Here is a 16,085-nt window from a genome sequence, read left to right as displayed (position 1 = left end):
ATATATTTATAAAATATGAAAGGAGACTTATATAATGGCGTTTTTAAAGATTGAAGATTTATGTAAGGTTTATGGTAAGAATGAAAATAAGGTTACTGCACTTGACCATGTCTCACTTACTATTGAAAAAGGGGAGTTTACTGCAATCATTGGTTCTTCTGGTTCTGGTAAATCTACACTACTACATTCCATTGCAGGAGTAGACGTACCAACAAGTGGAAAGATATATCTGGAGGGGCAAGATGTATATGGCCAAAGCAATGAAAAACTTGCTATTTTTCGTAGGCGACAAGTTGGATTGATTTATCAGTTTCACAATCTGATACCCACATTAAATGTAGTGGAAAATATCACATTGCCTATACTTATGGATAAACGTAAGGTCAATCAAGAACGGTTAAATGACTTGTTAGAATTACTTGGTTTAAAAGAACGAAAAACACATTTACCAAATCAACTTTCTGGTGGCCAACAGCAACGTGTTGCCATTGGTCGTGCATTGATGAATGCACCAGCAGTTATGCTTGCTGATGAGCCTACAGGTAGCTTAGACAGTAAAAATGGACAAGAGATTATCCAGTTACTGAAAGAGAGCCATAGTAAATATCACCAAACTCTCATTATTGTCACACATGATGAAAACATTGCTTTACAAGCAGATAGAATTATCTGTATTTCAGATGGAAAAGTAGTGCGTGATGAGAGGAAGGTGAATCGTTAATGAACATTTTTAACAAAGTTGCTCTGCAAGGATTGAAAAAGAATCGCACTCGAACTCTTGTAACAATTATAGGAGTTGTTCTGTCAGCTGCTATGATTACAGCAGTTACTACCTTTGGAGTTTCTTTGATGAACTATATGACAAATGGAGCTATTATAAAATATGGTGATTGGCATGTCCAGTTTTTGGATGTGGATTCTTCTTTTGTACAGGAACAAAGAGTCAATGATGAAGTTGCAAATACTGCAACATTTGAAAATATTGGCTATGCAACACTTGAAGGTAACAGAAATCCAGATAAACCATATCTTTTTATTGCTGGATTTAGCAAAGAAGCTTTTGATACTTTGCCTATAACTTTAATTTCTGGAAGATTACCTGAAAATAGTAGAGAGATTCTTGTTTCAAGTAAAGTTGCGACAGATGGTGGTGTCAAATTTGCAGTAGGTGATACTATTTCTTTGGATGTAGGGAAACGAATGAGTGAAAATGAAAAGCTTGGTCAGAGTGACCCATACACTGCTGGGAGTGAAGTTTTTGTGCCACAGGATAAGAAAACTTATACAGTTGTGGGTATCTGTAGAAAGCCCGTATTTGAAGAATCTTCTGCACCAGGATATACCTTGATAACCAAAGAAGATAAACAAGTCAAGACTGACAGTCTTAGCCTTTTTGTCACATTGAAAAATCCACATCAGATTCGCTCTTACATAAGTAGCACTAAAGACCATGCTTCCATTTTCAATGACAATGTGTTGCGCTTCATAGGTGTTTCTGATAACAATTTGTTCAATATGTTTTTGTACTCGGTTGGTGGCATTGTGCTTGCCATAATCATGCTAGGCTCAATTTTTCTAATATATAATTCATTTAACATGTCATTGAACGAGCGAACACATCAATTTGGAATACTTTCATCTGTTGGAGCTACAGCAAAACAGTTACGAAATTCGGTGCTATTTGAAGGAATTTGCATTGGTGCGATTGGTATACCAATTGGTGTTGCAATCGGTATAGTCAGTATTGGACTTGTGATTTCTGTCATAGCTAAAAACTTTGCAAATATTCTCTATGTAAACGTTCCGTTGACATTAACATTGTCTATCCCTGCAATCATCGTTGCAGCAGTGGTAAGTATGGTTACAATCTTAATTTCTGCTTACATACCAGCAAGAAAGGCTGCCAACACACCAGTGATGGAGTGTATTCGTCAGACAAATGAGGTAAAAATTGAATCTAAATCTGTGAAGACATCAAAACTAACACAGCGAGTTTATGGTCTTGAGGGAGTTCTTGCTATGAAAAACTTTAAAAGAAACAAGAAACGTTATCGAAGTATTGTATTGTCGCTTGTTTTAAGCATAGTTCTATTTATATCTACAAGTGCTTTAGTAGCAGACCTAAAACAGATGTCAAATCAGAGGTCAGAGGTTACTGACCAGGATATTATTTTTTCTACACAAGGTATGAAAGACAACGAAATGTTGAAGCTTTACGATAAGCTAAAAACTGCAAATGGTGTTTACGAAGGTTTGTATCAGAAACTTATGACCTATTCATGTGTTGCCAAAGTAAGTGAGCTTACAGACGATTATTTGAACTATGAGGGTTCACATTCTATGAGTGAAATGCTTGAATTACCAGTAGATATGCAATTTCTTGATGATAGAACTTATCTGAATATTATTAAAAGTCTTGGATTACCAGCAGAAGAATATACTGGACAAAATGCAAAACTGATTGCTGTTTCTATGGTAACAAAGGATAATAATATTATTGATATTTTCAACAGTTCTTCTATGAATGTTAGCCTCACTCCTGAAACTAATGGCAAGTTGGAGATACCTGAGAGACAAAATGTGAATATTTCATTTGTCAAAGTAGTGCCACCTGATTCTCCTCCAGGAATCAGAAGTTCAGATGTGAAGAAAGCAAGCTTCAGAGTATTGGCTCCTTATTCAGCCAAAGATAAGTTTGAGATTCCTGGTGTTTCTACAGGAATTGAAAGTTTAAGCTTTCAATCGAAAAATCCTACTCAGTCAGTTGCAGAAATGGAGCAAATTATTGAGAGTGAGGGAGTTACGAATGAGTACAATCTGTACAATATGTATGGAATGATGGATGAGAACCGTAATTACATTTTTATTGCCAATGTTTTTGCCTATACTTTCATAATTATGATTTCTCTGATTTCGATTGCCAATGTGTTTAATACAATTTCAACTAATATTAAGTTACGTCGTAGAGAACTTGCCATGCTTCGCTCTGTAGGAATGTCTGAGCATGATTTCCAAAAGATGATGAATTTTGAGTGTGCCTTTTATGGCATGAGAGCATTGTTCTTTGGACTTCCTATAGCAGTAATTTCTTCATGGCTAATTCATAAAGTAATGGTTACAGATGATATTGATTTTGTGATTCCATGGTTTAGTATTGGAATTAGTATATTTAGTGTTTTATTTATAGTATTTATTACAATGTTGTATACTATTAATAAGATAAAAAAAGAAAATATTATTGATGCACTTCGTGATGACATGGCTTAATTAAAATGATATGGATTAATTAAAAATAGGAGGGAATTAGCATTAGCCATATTTCCTCCTATTTTTTGAAAATCTCACTGTTAGGAATCACTATCTAGAAAAATCATATGTTGATAATAGACAACTATATTAAGATGTGTAAGTAAACTAGATTACTACACTAGACATCTTAAGTCAATTTCTCTCTTTTTAACTTGTATTTGAATTTCTGTTAGAAGTTCCTCTTCGTTGTTTGTAGACAGAGGGTCTATTATAGGTATTTCATATATATAATTTTCAATAGGTATTCTTTTATATTCAACATAATCAACCAGTTTCTTAAAAGCGGTATAATTTTCTTTGTAAGGCCCTTTATATGTCATACAAATAAAATCACCAGATGAAATTTCTGTTATATGTTTTTGTGATTTTATATCAAATAAGTCTCTTTCAACAGTAACAAAACTATTGTCATAAATAACTTTATCTTCTTTTAAAAATTTATCTATAGATACAAGTCCACTTACTCCACCATAGAACACAGATATATTATCTTCTAATATATTTGCTATTTGTCTTCTGGAAAGTTCCATAGTTTCTTCACTACTTAATCCTTTTTCATACTCTATAGATAAGATACTTCTTCGTGGAATATGTTTTCTCACTATTTTACCAACTTCATCTACTTTCATACCTTTTTCCATAGTTTCTTTCTTTGTGCTTAGTACCTTCTTTATAAGCTCTAATTCTTTAATTTTTTCATCCACTATATTAATTTTATTTGTTAGTAATTTTAGAATTTCTTCATTATTTTCATCAAGCTTTGACTTAATTTCTTTTAAAGGCATACCTAAATATTTTAAATATTTTATAATATCTAATTGTGAAAATTGGTCAATTGAGTAATATCTGTAATTGCTTTCTTGGTCAACATGAACAGGTTTAAATAAATCTATTTGGTCATAGTATCTTAGTGTCTGTATGCTTATTTTATGAAGTTTAGACATTTCTCCTATTGAAAATTTTTTACTCATATAATCACCTCATTTGAGATTTAAAATATATTCCATGGATATTTGTCAGGTGGATGACATGTAAATTCCATTTTTTCTTTTGTAGTAGGATGGCAAATTTCTATCTTATTGGACCAAAGAGATATTTGTTGTCCAATCTTATTTATTTCTTTGCCATATCTTTGGTCTCCGTATAATGGATGTTTTCTGCTTGCAAATTGAACTCTTATTTGATGAGAACGACCAGTCTTTAAATTAACTTGAACTAAACTTAGATTTTCTTTAAAATCTAATACATTATAGTTAAGTTCAGCTTCTTTGGCATCTTTATGGCTTTTTTTCACTACAGTTACCATATTAGTTTTTTTATTTTTATATAAAAAATCTTTTAGTATATCTGAGTTAGATTTTATCTTGCCATGAACAACAGCTAGATAAGTTTTTTTGAAAGTCTTACTTCTTACCTGCTCAGACAATCTAGATGCTGCTTTTGATGTTTTTGCAAACACCATAACTCCACCTACTGGTCTATCCAATCTATGTATTAAACCAATATATACATTTCCAGGTTTGTTATACTTTTTTTTAATATAGTCTTTTAAAAGATTTACCATATCTTTATCATTAGTATTATCTCCTTGAGACAATATGTTAACTGGTTTTTCTACAACTAATAAATGGTTATCTTCATATATGACTTTTATCATTATTTTTTCTCCCATCTTCCAAATATACCACAAGGAAGTATCTTACCATCTCTGGAAGCTGGTATTCCTAATTCCCCACCGTATATATCTCCTGTATTTGTCTTTTTACCTATTGTTGTAGACAATACATTTTCAAGAACTATTGGAGAAAATCCTGTTGTATAAGAATTAATTAAGAAAAATAAAGGGTTATCTGATAAAACTCCCATACATAAATCTACAAAACTGTATAACTTTTCTTCTATTTGCCATACTTCTCCTTTAGGACCTCTTCCATAAGAAGGAGGGTCCATTATTATTGCATCATATTTTTTACCTCTTCTTATTTCTCTTTCAACAAACTTTACAACATCATCCACTATAAATCTTACTGTTTGATTTTTAAGACCTGATAATTCTATATTTTCTTTTGCCCAATTAACCATACCTTTTGCAGCATCAACATGACATACTTCTGCACCAGCAGATGCACATGCTACAGTAGCTCCACCTGTATATGCAAAAAGATTCAACACTTTTATAGGTCTGTTAGCTTTCTTTATTTTCTCTATCATCCAATCCCAGTTAGCTGCTTGCTCTGGGAATAATCCAGTATGTTTAAAGCCAGTTGGTTTAATGTGAAACTTTAAGTTTTTATAATTTATAGTCCATTGTTCTGGATATCTTTTTTTGTGTTCCCATTGACCTCCACCTTTATTGCTTCTGTGATAATGTCCATGAGGGTTTTTCCATAAAGCCCATTCAGATTCCATTGGCCATACAACCTGTGGGTCTGGTCTTCTAAGTACATAACTTCCCCAACGTTCTAATTTTTCTCCATTTCCCATATCTATAAGTTCATAATCTTTCCATTTATCTGCTAATAATAACATATTTTTCCTCCTATAAAATAACTCTCAATCCTATGTATTATACCACAAAATTAGTCATTTTTTGCTGTTTTAGATACTTTCTATTCTTTACATTTACCATTAACATTATTACTGTTTTAAGCATATTATATTGTATCTGATTTTTTTATAAAAGGGGGAGGATTTTAATGGAAAATTATCAATCTACAAATACCTGTACATATAATATATTATATGTACAATTTAATGAAGATTTTGAAAGAAGTAAGTATTTTTCATATGATGTAAAGTATCCTGTTATATACAATATTAGAAATCAATCCACGTATGTAAACCCAGTTATTTTAAATAACATAAACAATGCTGTAAGAATGACTGTAAATAATTTTAAAAATGGCTTACAGGAAGAAGAACGAGAATATAATAACGCAGCTCCTCAAAATTCACTTCCAAAACAAAGCTATTGGGTATCTACCAGTTACGCAGTTACTTTTAATAAAAATTATGTACTGAGTATGATATTAAACCTTATGGGGTTTGCTAATAACTATGGGCCTAAATACAATACATTGAATAATTACAATATAGATTTGACAACTGGAAAAGAACTTTTACTTAATGACATTTTTAGAGATGGAGTTGATTATATTAATATAATTACTGATTACATTAAATCTCAAATAAATGAAAATAGAGAAATGTATTATTCTAATGTTGAGTTAGTTATACCTGAAGACCAAGCATTTTATCTTACAGATAATGGAATTATAATCTATTTTGGTGTTGACGAAATAGCACCTGAAAGTTTTGGTATACCTAAGTTTGAACTGAAGTTTTCTGACTTTGGAAATTTTATAAATTTACGCTTCTATTGTATTTCCCCAGATATATATGTTCAATCAAGAGGAAGAGCTAAGCATTTTATGGGATAAAAATATAGATAATTCTAAGCCCTATTTTAGTATTTATGCTGGAGTAGGGTTAAGATTTATCTATCTTAAATAATGTGATTTAAACAATACTATTCGTATGTGTTAATTATATAAATTTAGACATATTGATAAATGTTAAAATAGAATGATTGTTTTGTATTAAAAGTTTTAACTTTTGAATCAATAAGAAGATTATACTATTATATACATTTAAGTCACTATTTTTTTTTATACATTTGCTGATAAGCAGAATTTTTATTGATGACCTCTACATTTAAATTGGGATTAGTTACCACTTCATACAAAAAAAGTTTTCCTAATTTCAATCTGATATTCATCTCCAACCTGTTCCATTCATAGCCTTTGAACAATTCTTTTAATAAAAAAACTTCCCCGCAATGGATGTTTTTTAATTCATCTATTGCTTCTTTTAACAGACTATTCATATTATTTCCTCCAATTTGTATAAACTCATTAATTTCATTATATTGGTAATTTTTGACATAGTCAAACAAATTATAAAGGAATTATTATGGTGTCAAAAGTTAACAGTATTGACACCCAAAAATCGTTTTAGTAAAATGGATAAAGATAAGTAAAAACAAGCTTCTGGGTAACTTCTGTACAAAATCTTTATGTTAGGAAGTGATGATTATTATATATGGATATTGCCGTGTAAGTACAAAAAATCAAACAGACAACAACAGTTTGTATCAGCAACAGCAAGAAATTTTGAATAAATATAATGATGCTAAAATAATAAAGGAAACTTATACAGGCACTACTACAAACAGGCCTAAATTTGAAAAAATTATATCATCTCTAAAAAAGGGAGACTTACTTGTTGCAACTAAGCTGGATAGACTAGCTAGAAGTACATCAGAAGGAATACAACTAATAGAAGGTTTATTTGCTAAAGAAGTAAGTGTTCATATTTTAAATATAGGCCTTTTAGAAAATACTTCAATGGGTAAATTCTTTTTGACTACATTACTTGCAGTTGCAGAACTTGAGAGAAATATGATAATAGAACGTACTCAATTAGGAAAAGAATTTGCTAAAAAGAAAAAGGACTTTAAAGATGGTAGGCCAAAGAAATACAGCAATCAACAGATACAATATGCATTGGGGTTATTAAATTCTAAGCCATATAGAGAGGTTGTGAAGATGACTGGTATCTCCAAGAGCACACTTATTCGTGCTAAAAAATCAATTTAGTAGAGATATAATTTATAAAAGACTAGAGGTATAAATAAACTAAATACATTTATACCTCTATCTAATTATTTTTAGATGTAGCGAATAGAAAAACTTTTTAGCTTTTATAGAGTATTTTTAATTATATAATTTTATTTTAAGAGTATATTTTATTGTAGATGTTAGGTAATATTAAAATATTTAACTATAATATATTTATGAAAAAATGATAAATCTTGAAAAATCTATTTATGATAAAAAAACTAATGCTTATATGTAATTATTTATATTGTGATATAAAAATAGGTATATCTTAGGATGACTTTAGTTATTCTAAGATATACCTATTTTTGTATTGACTATTTTAAACATTGTAAAAAAAATATCAAAAACATATTGACTCTATAGTTACTATAGAGTTTATAATTAGAACTGTAAAAAAACAAAATAAGTGTCATATTTTTAGAAATTATAACAAATAAAAAAGTATACTTGAAAAAATGTATTAAGACTAAGCTAAATTGATGAAATTTGGCAGGGAAAACGTTGTATAAATAAGTCAAAATGGGAGGAAATCAAAATGAGTAACAATATTAATCAAAATTTAGAGACAAAAATAATACATTGGGGACATAGTGCAGACCCAACAACAGGTGCATTGGCTACACCAATATGTCAAACAGCAACATTTGCTGCAAAGACAGTAGAGCATTTTGAAGAGTTGTGTATGACATGGGGATATGTGTATACAAGAGAGTGTAATCCTACTCTTACAGAGTTAGAAGCTAAGTTGGCTATGCTTGAAAATGCAGAAAGTGCCATATCTAGTACATCAGGGATGGGGGCAATAACCTCTACTATATTAGCATTGGTAAAAAGTGGTGACCATATAGTTAGTTCAGATGGAATATTTTCACACACTAAATTATTCATGTCTGAGTTGTTATCTAAATTTGGAGTTGAAGTTACATTTGTAGATGCAGTAAATCCACAAAATGTAAAAGAAGCAATGAGACCAAATACTAAAATAGTTTATATAGAAAGTCCTTTAAATCCATCATTAGACTTAGTAGATATAAAAACAATAGCAGAAATTGCTCATGAAAATAAAAGCTTAGCTATAGTTGATAGTACTTTTGGGACACCAATTGTACAAAGACCAATAGATTTAGGTGCAGATTTAGTAATACATAGTCTTACTAAGTTTATAAATGGACATGGGGATACTTTAGGGGGAGCAGTAGCAGGTTCAAAAGAATTAATAGATTTAGTTAGATGGCCAAGTTTATGTTGTTTTACAGGAGCATCTTTACCACCAATGAGTGCATGGATGATTTTAAGGGGTATGAAAACGTTAGATATGAGGATGAAAAAGCATTGTGAAAATGGATTAGCAGTAGCAGAATTTTTAGAGGAAGAAGAGAATGTGGAATTGGTAAAGTATCCAGCATTAAAATCTCATCCTCAATATGAGCTTTGTAAAACTCAAATGAATGGTTTAGGTGGAGGTGTAGTTTCATTTAAACTTAAGGATGGTATCAATGGATTGACAAGAGACCAAGCTAGTAGAAGATTAATGAATTCTTTAGAGCTTGCAACAATAGCAACAAGCTTAGGGGAAGAGCATACATTAGTTCAAATGAATGGGGAAAATCTAATAAGAATAGCTGTAGGATTAGAATCTTCAAATGATATAATAAATGATTTTAAACAAGCAATAGAAAAATTAAAATAAAATTATATGAATGAGATTATAAACAATAAAATTTTAAGGAGAGAGAATCAATGGAAAGCAAAAATAATGTTAAAAGATTTTTGATAATATTCATATTGGCATTTGGAACAACAGCTATGTATAGTTTACCATATATGAAATCATCATTTTATGACCCAATGCAACAAGCTTTAGCATTAAGTCATACACAAATAGGGAACTTATTGAGTTTATATGGATTAGTAGGAATGGTATCTTATTTTATAGGAGGATGGTTTGCAGATAGATTCTCAGTTAGAAAATTAATAACTTTTTCTTTAATTGCTTCAGGAATACTTGGATTTTATTTCTCTACATTCCCATCATATAGTATGATACTTTTAATATTTGTATTATGGGGATTTACGACAATATTAACCTTCTTCTCAGCCTCTGTTAAGGTTGTTAGAATGCAAGGAAGTGAGTCAGAGCAAGGAAGAATATTTGGTTTTTATGAAGGGTTATCAGGCGTATCAGGTACATTAATTTCTTTTATAGGTCTTTATTTCTTTGGTAAATTTGCTGAAATAACAGTAGGATTCAAATATGTAGTATGGTTATATTCTGCAGCATCTATAATATGTGGTATACTTCTATTTTTCTTAGTAGAAGAGAAAAAAGATAGTGGAGCATCAGATGAAGGATTAAGTATTAAGTCATTGTTAAAAGTAGTTACAATGCCAAAGGCTTGGTTAATTGGTCTTATAATATTTTCAACTTATTTAGTATTCTCAAGTTTAACTTATTTAAGTCCATACTTATCAGAAGTTTATGTAATGCCAATGACTCTAGTTTCTGCTTTATCAATAATAAGAACTTATGTTATAAAAATGGGAGCATCTCCAGTTGCTGGTGTTATAACAGATAAAGTTGGTTCATCTATAAGAGTAATGTTTGTAGGATTTATATTAATGACAGTAAGTACAGCTGCTTACTTGGTTATTCCTAAGAGTACAGGATTTATATGGATAGCTGTAATAAACATGATAATACTAAGTGTAATTTTATTTGGATTTAGAGGTATATACTTTGCATCTGTTTCAGAGTCTAATATATCTTTAGAAACTACAGGAGCAGTAGTTGGATTTGCTTCATTTATAGGATTTTCTCCAGATGCGTTTTATTACACTATTGCAGGTAATTGGTTAGATAAATATGGACAAACAGGATATACATATATATTTATTTTATCTGTAGTATGTGCAGTTATAGGGATATTTGCTACTTATGCTTTAAATAAAATAAATAAAAGAGAAAATAAAGGTTTAAACAATAAAATTGCTTAATAACAAGATTACTTAAATACTTATAATTATTATATAACTCTACCTATTTTTATGGAAATGGGTAGAGTTGTTCATATTTAGATATTAAAGTTAAAAATTAAAATATAAGAATGTGGAGATTAGATATGTTAACATTTTGGGAAAATGGGATTATAGTTATATTTGCATTTATATTATTAGGAATAGGTTATTATTTTTCTAGAAATGTAAAAGATATGGAAAGTTATTACCTAGGAAATCGAAGTTTACCATGGTCCTTAATAGTAGGAACTTTGGTTGCATCATGGTATGGAGGAGTTGGTACAGTAGGTAGTGTAGAGTATGCGGCTATATATGGAATATCTGCATGGGCAGTTTGGTCAATAGCTGCACATATTGGGAGAATGCCTTTAGCATTGTGGGTTGGTCCAAGGATTCATATAAGAACCAATATAACAGTTCCTGATTTACTGGAAAGTTTTTATGGCAAGCATGTTGCTATAATTGGGGCAATTTTGATGTTTATATATTGTGCACAACTTGGAGAAATAACTGCTATGGGAACTATAGGTAACGTAGCATGGAAAATAGATAAAGAATTAATAGGATTAATAATGGTAGGAGTAGTCGTTGTACTTACAGTACTTGGTGGGCTTATGGGAGTTGCCATTACAGATATGGTATTGTTTTTTTGTATGGTATTTGGTTTAACTATGGTTATGCCAGGTCAATTTGAACAAATAGGAGGGTTTCAAGGTCTTACAGAAGCACTCAAAGATGCACCACAGCTTATGCACCCTACAAAAGGTATGTCAGCTATGAAAGCATTGATGTTAATTGTATATTCTTTTGGAGCTTATTCAGACCCAACTTTTTATCAAAGATTTTCAGCAGCAGATTCTCCTAAGGTTGGAAGAAGAGCCTTATTAACCTGTTTTTCACTATGGATATGTTTTGACATGGTGTTAACTATGACAGGACTTATAGTAAGAGCTACTTATCCAGAAATGGCTCCAGCTGCTGGATATATAACTTTAGTTTTAGATACATTACCACAAGGAATAAGAGTAATATTTATAATAGGAATTTTAGGTTCTATAATATCAACATTGGATAGCTATTATCTAGCAGCTGGGGCTACATTAGCAAATGATATATATGGAAGAATTACAAAAAAAGAGTTATCTCAGAAACAATTAGTAAAGTTTACTAGAATAGGTGTATGTTTAGCAGCAGTTATGGGGCTTAGCGTAGCATTTAGATTTGAAAATGTATATGATGCATGTATATTTGTAGGAAGTATTTGGATGGGTTCGGCATTTGTACCTATAGTAGGTGGGCTTCTTGGAAATGGAAGAAGAACATCTATGGGTGGTATTTTAGGAATGATTGTTGGTGGAGTGACTTTTGGTTATTTTAAAATATTTCCAGTTCAGAGCTTTGAGTTAGAGCCTCTTGTGATAGCTATACCTTTTTCATTTATTGCATGGATGATTGGTAATAGAATAGGTGAAAATTTAAATACACAAAATAATCTATAAAAGGAGAAACTGCTATGTCTAAATTAGTGTCTAAGGTAAAAAAAGATTTAGAAATAAAATGGCTTGGAATAGACGGTTTTCTAGTATTATTGTACTTTTTAATAACAGGATTTATATTTTATGGTATATTGACTAGAAATGATATTATAGTTGGAAAAATAATTCCATATGGAGTTATGTCAGTTGTAATTGTAATATTTTTTGATTATATATATAGAGTTTTAAAAATGACAAGAAAAAAATAAGAAAGAGAATGATTTTATGGATATAAGAGCGTTACCTATAAGAATTACAAAAGAAGAAGCTATAGAGATAGCTAAAAGTGGAAAAAATTCTTTATTTAGTAAGCTAATATTAAAGAACAAATATGCTCATGAAGTTAGACTTCATTATATAGAGTTTAAAATTATCACACTTAAAATTCACAAAACGAAACCCATTTTCAAGAATAGGAGATATTCTAATGATATAAATGAATTAAAAATTTTAGTGAATGGTTCTACAGGTTCTGGTAGTATAGTACAAGATTTTCCTACATATGAAATTGTAAAAAATGTGGATTGTAATATTGTGCAGTATAGTGATAAGGACGAACGAAGAGTAAAAGCAAAGGCAAATAAAATGGCTATGAGATTAACTCATAGGTTTATGGGAGGAATCCCAGAGATTGAAATAGTTAAAATTGAAAGTATTTTTAGACCATATTGGGTAGTATTTTTTGGAAAGGTGGAGTTGAATAGAAGAGTTAGTTACCTTCCAATTGAAGCTGATGGTTTTGTTATAGGAATGTAGTATATTTTATATAAATATATTTTGCACTTATTGTATAATACATATTGAGAGAAGATATTATATTTAGTTATATAAGATGTTTTCTATAATAGATGATATGATTTACAATAAGTGCATTTTAATTTTTAAAATTATAACTTATATATTTATATAACAATGGAGGAAATAAAGTTTTATGGAAAATTATGAATATAGTGGATTTTATATAGAAAAACCAGTAGGAAATAATGTATTTTCATATGATAAAAGAGAAAATAAGAGCATATACGTTCCAAAACTAATAAATGGTACATTAAATGATGTAAGGTTAGGCAATGAGGTAGTATTTAATGAAGTAGATGAAAATAAGGAAATAAAAGCAAAAGGATTGGAGAATATGGTCGAATATGTCCTGGGAAATAAAAAGATATATGTGTTTGACAATCATAACCATGCATTTTATTTTTGGGCAAAATCTTTGTTAAAGGGTGAGTTTACAAAAGGATGCAAGTTAGTGCATGTAGACCAACATAAGGATACTAGAGAACCTGAGAACTATGATGTAGATGTAAATAATCTAAAAGATGTATTTAGATATACAAATGAAGTTTTAAATGTAGGAAGTTTTATAAAACCTGCTTTAAAATATAACATATTTTCAGAATTAATAATAATAGATAGTCTATATGGATTTGATTTAGAAGTAGAATCAGAGTTTGTTCTTGATATAGATTTGGATATATTTTCAAGTGATATGGACTATATACCATTTGAACTCAAATTTTACAAGATAAAAAACTTAATTAAAAAAGCCAAAGTAATAACAATTGCGACAAGCCCTTATTTTATAAACCAAGAGTATGCTATAAAAGTATTAAAAGAATTGTTTAATTATGATATAATATAAGAGTTAACTTTAAATAGAATATGGTATAATCAAAAAGAAGAAACTTCCAATCTAACTAAAAGATTTTATACTATAAAAACTATAAAAATATAGGTATACTTAGGAGGAAAAAGTATGAGTTTATATACTGAATGGAGAAATTTAAGTGATAATCATGAAAGTCAAGAAGCAGAAGTAAAATTCTGGGAAGAATATTTGAAAGTTGAAGCTGGAATATACAATGAAATATTAAATAATAAAATGGATGTTGTTGAAGGTAAAGTAAGTGAATTGGCTGAAAAATTTGGAACTACTAATGAATTTTTCATGGGATTCATAGATGGAATAAGTGAAAGCTTAAAAGAAGATATAGTTTTAGAAGAAGTAGAAGCTGATAAAGAAGTTTCTATAAAAATAGATTGGGAAAAATTATATAACAATATGGTAACTGTTGAGGCTCATTGGCTATATAATTTACAAGGTTGGGAAGATATACTACCAGCAGACCAAAGAAAAGAAATAATAAAGGCTTATAAGAAGTCTAAAACAATAGTTAAAGAAGCAAAAATAGGAAGAAATGATTCATGCCCATGTGGAAGCGGAAAAAAATATAAGAAATGTTGTGGAAAGTAAGGGAGTCTCATGTTTATTTTAAGATTTGCAGATGATGATGACAATTTATCAGTTAAAGATTTTACATCTTTAACTGATTTAAAAAAATATATTAGTGAAAATAATATAGATAAAACATGGCATCAAATTGAAGAAGTTAAAAAAGTAATACCTAACTTAAAAGAAGAATAAGATTAAGTAATATTAAAAAGAATATTAAAAAATAGTTGTCAATAGTTGTCTATAAGGACAACTATTTCTATTTTTAGATATAAATATAAAATATACAGGGGGTATAAATATGAAATTTCTTGATTTACATTGTGATACTATAGCAAAATTAATGGAAAATGTAGAAACAAGTGAACTTAAGTCTAATAAATATTCTGTTGATATAGACAGATTGAAAAAGGGGGATTCATTAGCTCAAACATTTGCTCTTTTTGTTGATACTGAAGAAGTAAAACATCCTTTTGATTATTGCATGAGTATGGCAAATAAATTTCATGAGGAAATGAAAAAAAATAGTGATGAAATAGCTTTAGCTACTAACTATGAAGAAATTATGAAAAACCAATCAGAAGGTAAACTTACAGCTCTTTTATCTATTGAGGAAGGTGCAGTACTTGAAGGTAAATTAGAAAATTTAAAGAAATTTTACGACTTAGGGGTTAGAATGATGACAATAAGTTGGAATCATGTGAATGAATTGAGCTTTCCTCATAATAAAGTAGAATATAGAGAAAAAGGGCTTACTGATTTTGGAAGAGAAGTGGTACATAAGATGAATGAATTGGGAATGTTGGTTGATGTTTCTCATATTTCAGATGGTGGATTTTATGAAATTGCAAAGATTTCTTCTAAACCAATAATTGCTACACATTCTAATTCAAGAGCAATGATGAATCATTCTAGAAATTTAACTGATGATATGATTAAAGTATTAGCAAATAAAGGTGGAGTTACAGGTATAAACTTCTTCCACTTATTTTTAAGTGATAAAAGTGAAAGTAAACTTGAAGATATGGTTAGACACATAAAACATATTGTAAATGTTGGAGGAATAGATGTTGTATCTCTAGGGTCAGATTTTGATGGAATAGATTCAAAAGTTGAGATTGAAGATATATCTCAGATGGGTAAACTGTATGAACCTCTAAAAAAAGAAGGGTTTAGTGAAGATGATATAGAAAAGATATACTATAAAAATGCTTTAAGAGTGATAAAAGAAGTATTATAAGAAATGTTTTTTTGACATTAGGAAACAAAGTTTTATATCGAACATAGTATAAACTAAGATAAAAATTTATT

The 16,085-nt window shown here is 29.7% G+C and carries 17 protein-coding genes; 13 read left to right on the top strand and 4 right to left on the bottom strand.

Features of this window, described 5'->3' with window-relative positions; all coding sequences use genetic code 11:
• Positions 1-34: 34 nt before the first annotated feature.
• A complete protein-coding gene (locus CDIF1296T_RS18615; RefSeq protein ID WP_003426034.1) occupies positions 35-721 on the top strand; it encodes an ABC transporter ATP-binding protein in 687 nt (228 codons plus the stop codon).
• On the top strand, positions 721-3,267 hold the full coding sequence (locus CDIF1296T_RS18610; RefSeq protein WP_003434900.1) for an ABC transporter permease: 2,547 nt from the start codon (positions 721-723) through the stop codon (positions 3,265-3,267). Before CDIF1296T_RS18615 ends, CDIF1296T_RS18610 begins: the two co-directional genes overlap by 1 nt.
• Before the next feature lie 155 nt (positions 3,268-3,422).
• On the opposite strand, the gene CDIF1296T_RS18605 is transcribed toward CDIF1296T_RS18610, so the two are convergent.
• Genes CDIF1296T_RS18605 through CDIF1296T_RS18595 form a run of 3 tightly spaced genes read right to left on the bottom strand, consistent with a single transcriptional unit; the run spans position 3,423 to position 5,838 of the window.
• Positions 3,423-4,280, bottom strand: a complete 858-nt coding sequence (locus tag CDIF1296T_RS18605) for a MerR family transcriptional regulator (RefSeq protein WP_009898772.1) — start codon at positions 4,278-4,280, stop codon at positions 3,423-3,425.
• 20 nt (positions 4,281-4,300) lie between these two features.
• Positions 4,301-4,966 carry an RluA family pseudouridine synthase gene (locus CDIF1296T_RS18600; RefSeq protein ID WP_009892161.1) on the bottom strand — a complete coding sequence of 222 codons (666 nt, stop codon included), beginning with the start codon at positions 4,964-4,966 and terminating at the stop codon, positions 4,301-4,303.
• A complete protein-coding gene (locus CDIF1296T_RS18595; protein ID WP_003434910.1) occupies positions 4,966-5,838 on the bottom strand; it encodes a class I SAM-dependent methyltransferase in 873 nt (290 codons plus the stop codon). Before CDIF1296T_RS18595 ends, CDIF1296T_RS18600 begins: the two co-directional genes overlap by 1 nt.
• Before the next feature lie 167 nt (positions 5,839-6,005).
• Between CDIF1296T_RS18595 and CDIF1296T_RS18590 the strand changes: the two genes are divergently transcribed.
• Positions 6,006-6,749 (top strand): DUF3298 and DUF4163 domain-containing protein, encoded by a 744-nt coding sequence (locus CDIF1296T_RS18590; protein WP_009898771.1) that lies wholly within the window; start codon positions 6,006-6,008, stop codon positions 6,747-6,749.
• Positions 6,750-6,967: 218 nt separating this feature from the next.
• Here the strand turns inward: CDIF1296T_RS18590 and CDIF1296T_RS18585 are convergent, their stop codons facing one another.
• Positions 6,968-7,195: a single-stranded DNA-binding protein gene (locus tag CDIF1296T_RS18585; protein WP_009892158.1), complete on the bottom strand. Its 228-nt coding sequence runs from the start codon at positions 7,193-7,195 to the stop codon at positions 6,968-6,970.
• Between the two features lie 202 nt (positions 7,196-7,397).
• On the opposite strand from CDIF1296T_RS18585, the gene CDIF1296T_RS18580 reads away from it, so the two are divergent.
• The 10 genes from CDIF1296T_RS18580 (at position 7,398) to CDIF1296T_RS18535 (ending at position 16,014) form a co-directional block, all read left to right on the top strand.
• On the top strand, positions 7,398-7,967 hold the full coding sequence (locus CDIF1296T_RS18580) for a recombinase family protein (RefSeq protein WP_003426023.1): 570 nt from the start codon (positions 7,398-7,400) through the stop codon (positions 7,965-7,967).
• A 559-nt stretch (positions 7,968-8,526) separates the two neighbouring features.
• Positions 8,527-9,681 carry a trans-sulfuration enzyme family protein gene (locus CDIF1296T_RS18575; RefSeq protein WP_009898770.1) on the top strand — a complete coding sequence of 385 codons (1,155 nt, stop codon included), beginning with the start codon at positions 8,527-8,529 and terminating at the stop codon, positions 9,679-9,681.
• A 50-nt stretch (positions 9,682-9,731) separates the two neighbouring features.
• A complete protein-coding gene (locus CDIF1296T_RS18570; protein ID WP_003434922.1) occupies positions 9,732-10,985 on the top strand; it encodes an MFS transporter in 1,254 nt (417 codons plus the stop codon).
• Between the two features lie 125 nt (positions 10,986-11,110).
• Entirely contained in the window at positions 11,111-12,505 is a 1,395-nt protein-coding gene (locus CDIF1296T_RS18565) for a sodium:solute symporter family protein (RefSeq protein WP_009898767.1), read from the top strand.
• 14 nt (positions 12,506-12,519) lie between these two features.
• Positions 12,520-12,750, top strand: coding sequence for a hypothetical protein (locus tag CDIF1296T_RS18560; protein ID WP_003434928.1), 231 nt, complete (start codon positions 12,520-12,522; stop codon positions 12,748-12,750).
• 16 nt (positions 12,751-12,766) lie between these two features.
• On the top strand, positions 12,767-13,297 hold the full coding sequence (locus CDIF1296T_RS18555; protein ID WP_009898765.1) for a hypothetical protein: 531 nt from the start codon (positions 12,767-12,769) through the stop codon (positions 13,295-13,297).
• 175 nt (positions 13,298-13,472) lie between these two features.
• Positions 13,473-14,183, top strand: coding sequence for a peptide arginase family protein (locus CDIF1296T_RS18550; protein WP_003434933.1), 711 nt, complete (start codon positions 13,473-13,475; stop codon positions 14,181-14,183).
• A gap of 114 nt (positions 14,184-14,297) precedes the next feature.
• The gene (locus CDIF1296T_RS18545) at positions 14,298-14,795 is read left to right on the top strand and encodes an SEC-C metal-binding domain-containing protein (protein WP_003434936.1); all 498 of its coding nucleotides are present in this window, start codon (positions 14,298-14,300) and stop codon (positions 14,793-14,795) included.
• 9 nt (positions 14,796-14,804) lie between these two features.
• Complete coding sequence (locus CDIF1296T_RS18540) at positions 14,805-14,966, top strand: hypothetical protein (protein ID WP_003426006.1); 162 nt, start codon at positions 14,805-14,807, stop codon at positions 14,964-14,966.
• A 109-nt stretch (positions 14,967-15,075) separates the two neighbouring features.
• On the top strand, positions 15,076-16,014 hold the full coding sequence (locus CDIF1296T_RS18535; RefSeq protein WP_009898762.1) for a dipeptidase: 939 nt from the start codon (positions 15,076-15,078) through the stop codon (positions 16,012-16,014).
• Positions 16,015-16,085 lie beyond the last annotated feature (71 nt).

Source organism: Clostridioides difficile ATCC 9689 = DSM 1296, assembly GCF_001077535.1.
In the GTDB taxonomy this organism is placed as follows: Bacteria; Bacillota; Clostridia; order Peptostreptococcales; family Peptostreptococcaceae; genus Clostridioides; species Clostridioides difficile.
Note: the sequence above shows the minus strand (reverse complement) of the source record. Positions and strands in the feature narration are given on the sequence as shown.

What these genes read in the sequence shown, in the direction of transcription:
- CDIF1296T_RS18615 (WP_003426034.1), top strand. Translation starts at nt 35, where the DNA reads ATGGCGTTTTTAAAGATTGAAGATTTATGTAAGGTTTATGGTAAGAAT.
- CDIF1296T_RS18610 (WP_003434900.1), top strand. Translation starts at nt 721, where the DNA reads ATGAACATTTTTAACAAAGTTGCTCTGCAAGGATTGAAAAAGAATCGC.
- CDIF1296T_RS18605 (WP_009898772.1), bottom strand. Translation starts at nt 4,280, where the DNA reads ATGAGTAAAAAATTTTCAATAGGAGAAATGTCTAAACTTCATAAAATA.
- CDIF1296T_RS18600 (WP_009892161.1), bottom strand. Translation starts at nt 4,966, where the DNA reads ATGATAAAAGTCATATATGAAGATAACCATTTATTAGTTGTAGAAAAA.
- CDIF1296T_RS18595 (WP_003434910.1), bottom strand. Translation starts at nt 5,838, where the DNA reads ATGTTATTATTAGCAGATAAATGGAAAGATTATGAACTTATAGATATG.
- CDIF1296T_RS18590 (WP_009898771.1), top strand. Translation starts at nt 6,006, where the DNA reads ATGGAAAATTATCAATCTACAAATACCTGTACATATAATATATTATAT.
- CDIF1296T_RS18585 (WP_009892158.1), bottom strand. Translation starts at nt 7,195, where the DNA reads ATGAATAGTCTGTTAAAAGAAGCAATAGATGAATTAAAAAACATCCAT.
- CDIF1296T_RS18580 (WP_003426023.1), top strand. Translation starts at nt 7,398, where the DNA reads ATGATTATTATATATGGATATTGCCGTGTAAGTACAAAAAATCAAACA.
- CDIF1296T_RS18575 (WP_009898770.1), top strand. Translation starts at nt 8,527, where the DNA reads ATGAGTAACAATATTAATCAAAATTTAGAGACAAAAATAATACATTGG.
- CDIF1296T_RS18570 (WP_003434922.1), top strand. Translation starts at nt 9,732, where the DNA reads ATGGAAAGCAAAAATAATGTTAAAAGATTTTTGATAATATTCATATTG.
- CDIF1296T_RS18565 (WP_009898767.1), top strand. Translation starts at nt 11,111, where the DNA reads ATGTTAACATTTTGGGAAAATGGGATTATAGTTATATTTGCATTTATA.
- CDIF1296T_RS18560 (WP_003434928.1), top strand. Translation starts at nt 12,520, where the DNA reads ATGTCTAAATTAGTGTCTAAGGTAAAAAAAGATTTAGAAATAAAATGG.
- CDIF1296T_RS18555 (WP_009898765.1), top strand. Translation starts at nt 12,767, where the DNA reads ATGGATATAAGAGCGTTACCTATAAGAATTACAAAAGAAGAAGCTATA.
- CDIF1296T_RS18550 (WP_003434933.1), top strand. Translation starts at nt 13,473, where the DNA reads ATGGAAAATTATGAATATAGTGGATTTTATATAGAAAAACCAGTAGGA.
- CDIF1296T_RS18545 (WP_003434936.1), top strand. Translation starts at nt 14,298, where the DNA reads ATGAGTTTATATACTGAATGGAGAAATTTAAGTGATAATCATGAAAGT.
- CDIF1296T_RS18540 (WP_003426006.1), top strand. Translation starts at nt 14,805, where the DNA reads ATGTTTATTTTAAGATTTGCAGATGATGATGACAATTTATCAGTTAAA.
- CDIF1296T_RS18535 (WP_009898762.1), top strand. Translation starts at nt 15,076, where the DNA reads ATGAAATTTCTTGATTTACATTGTGATACTATAGCAAAATTAATGGAA.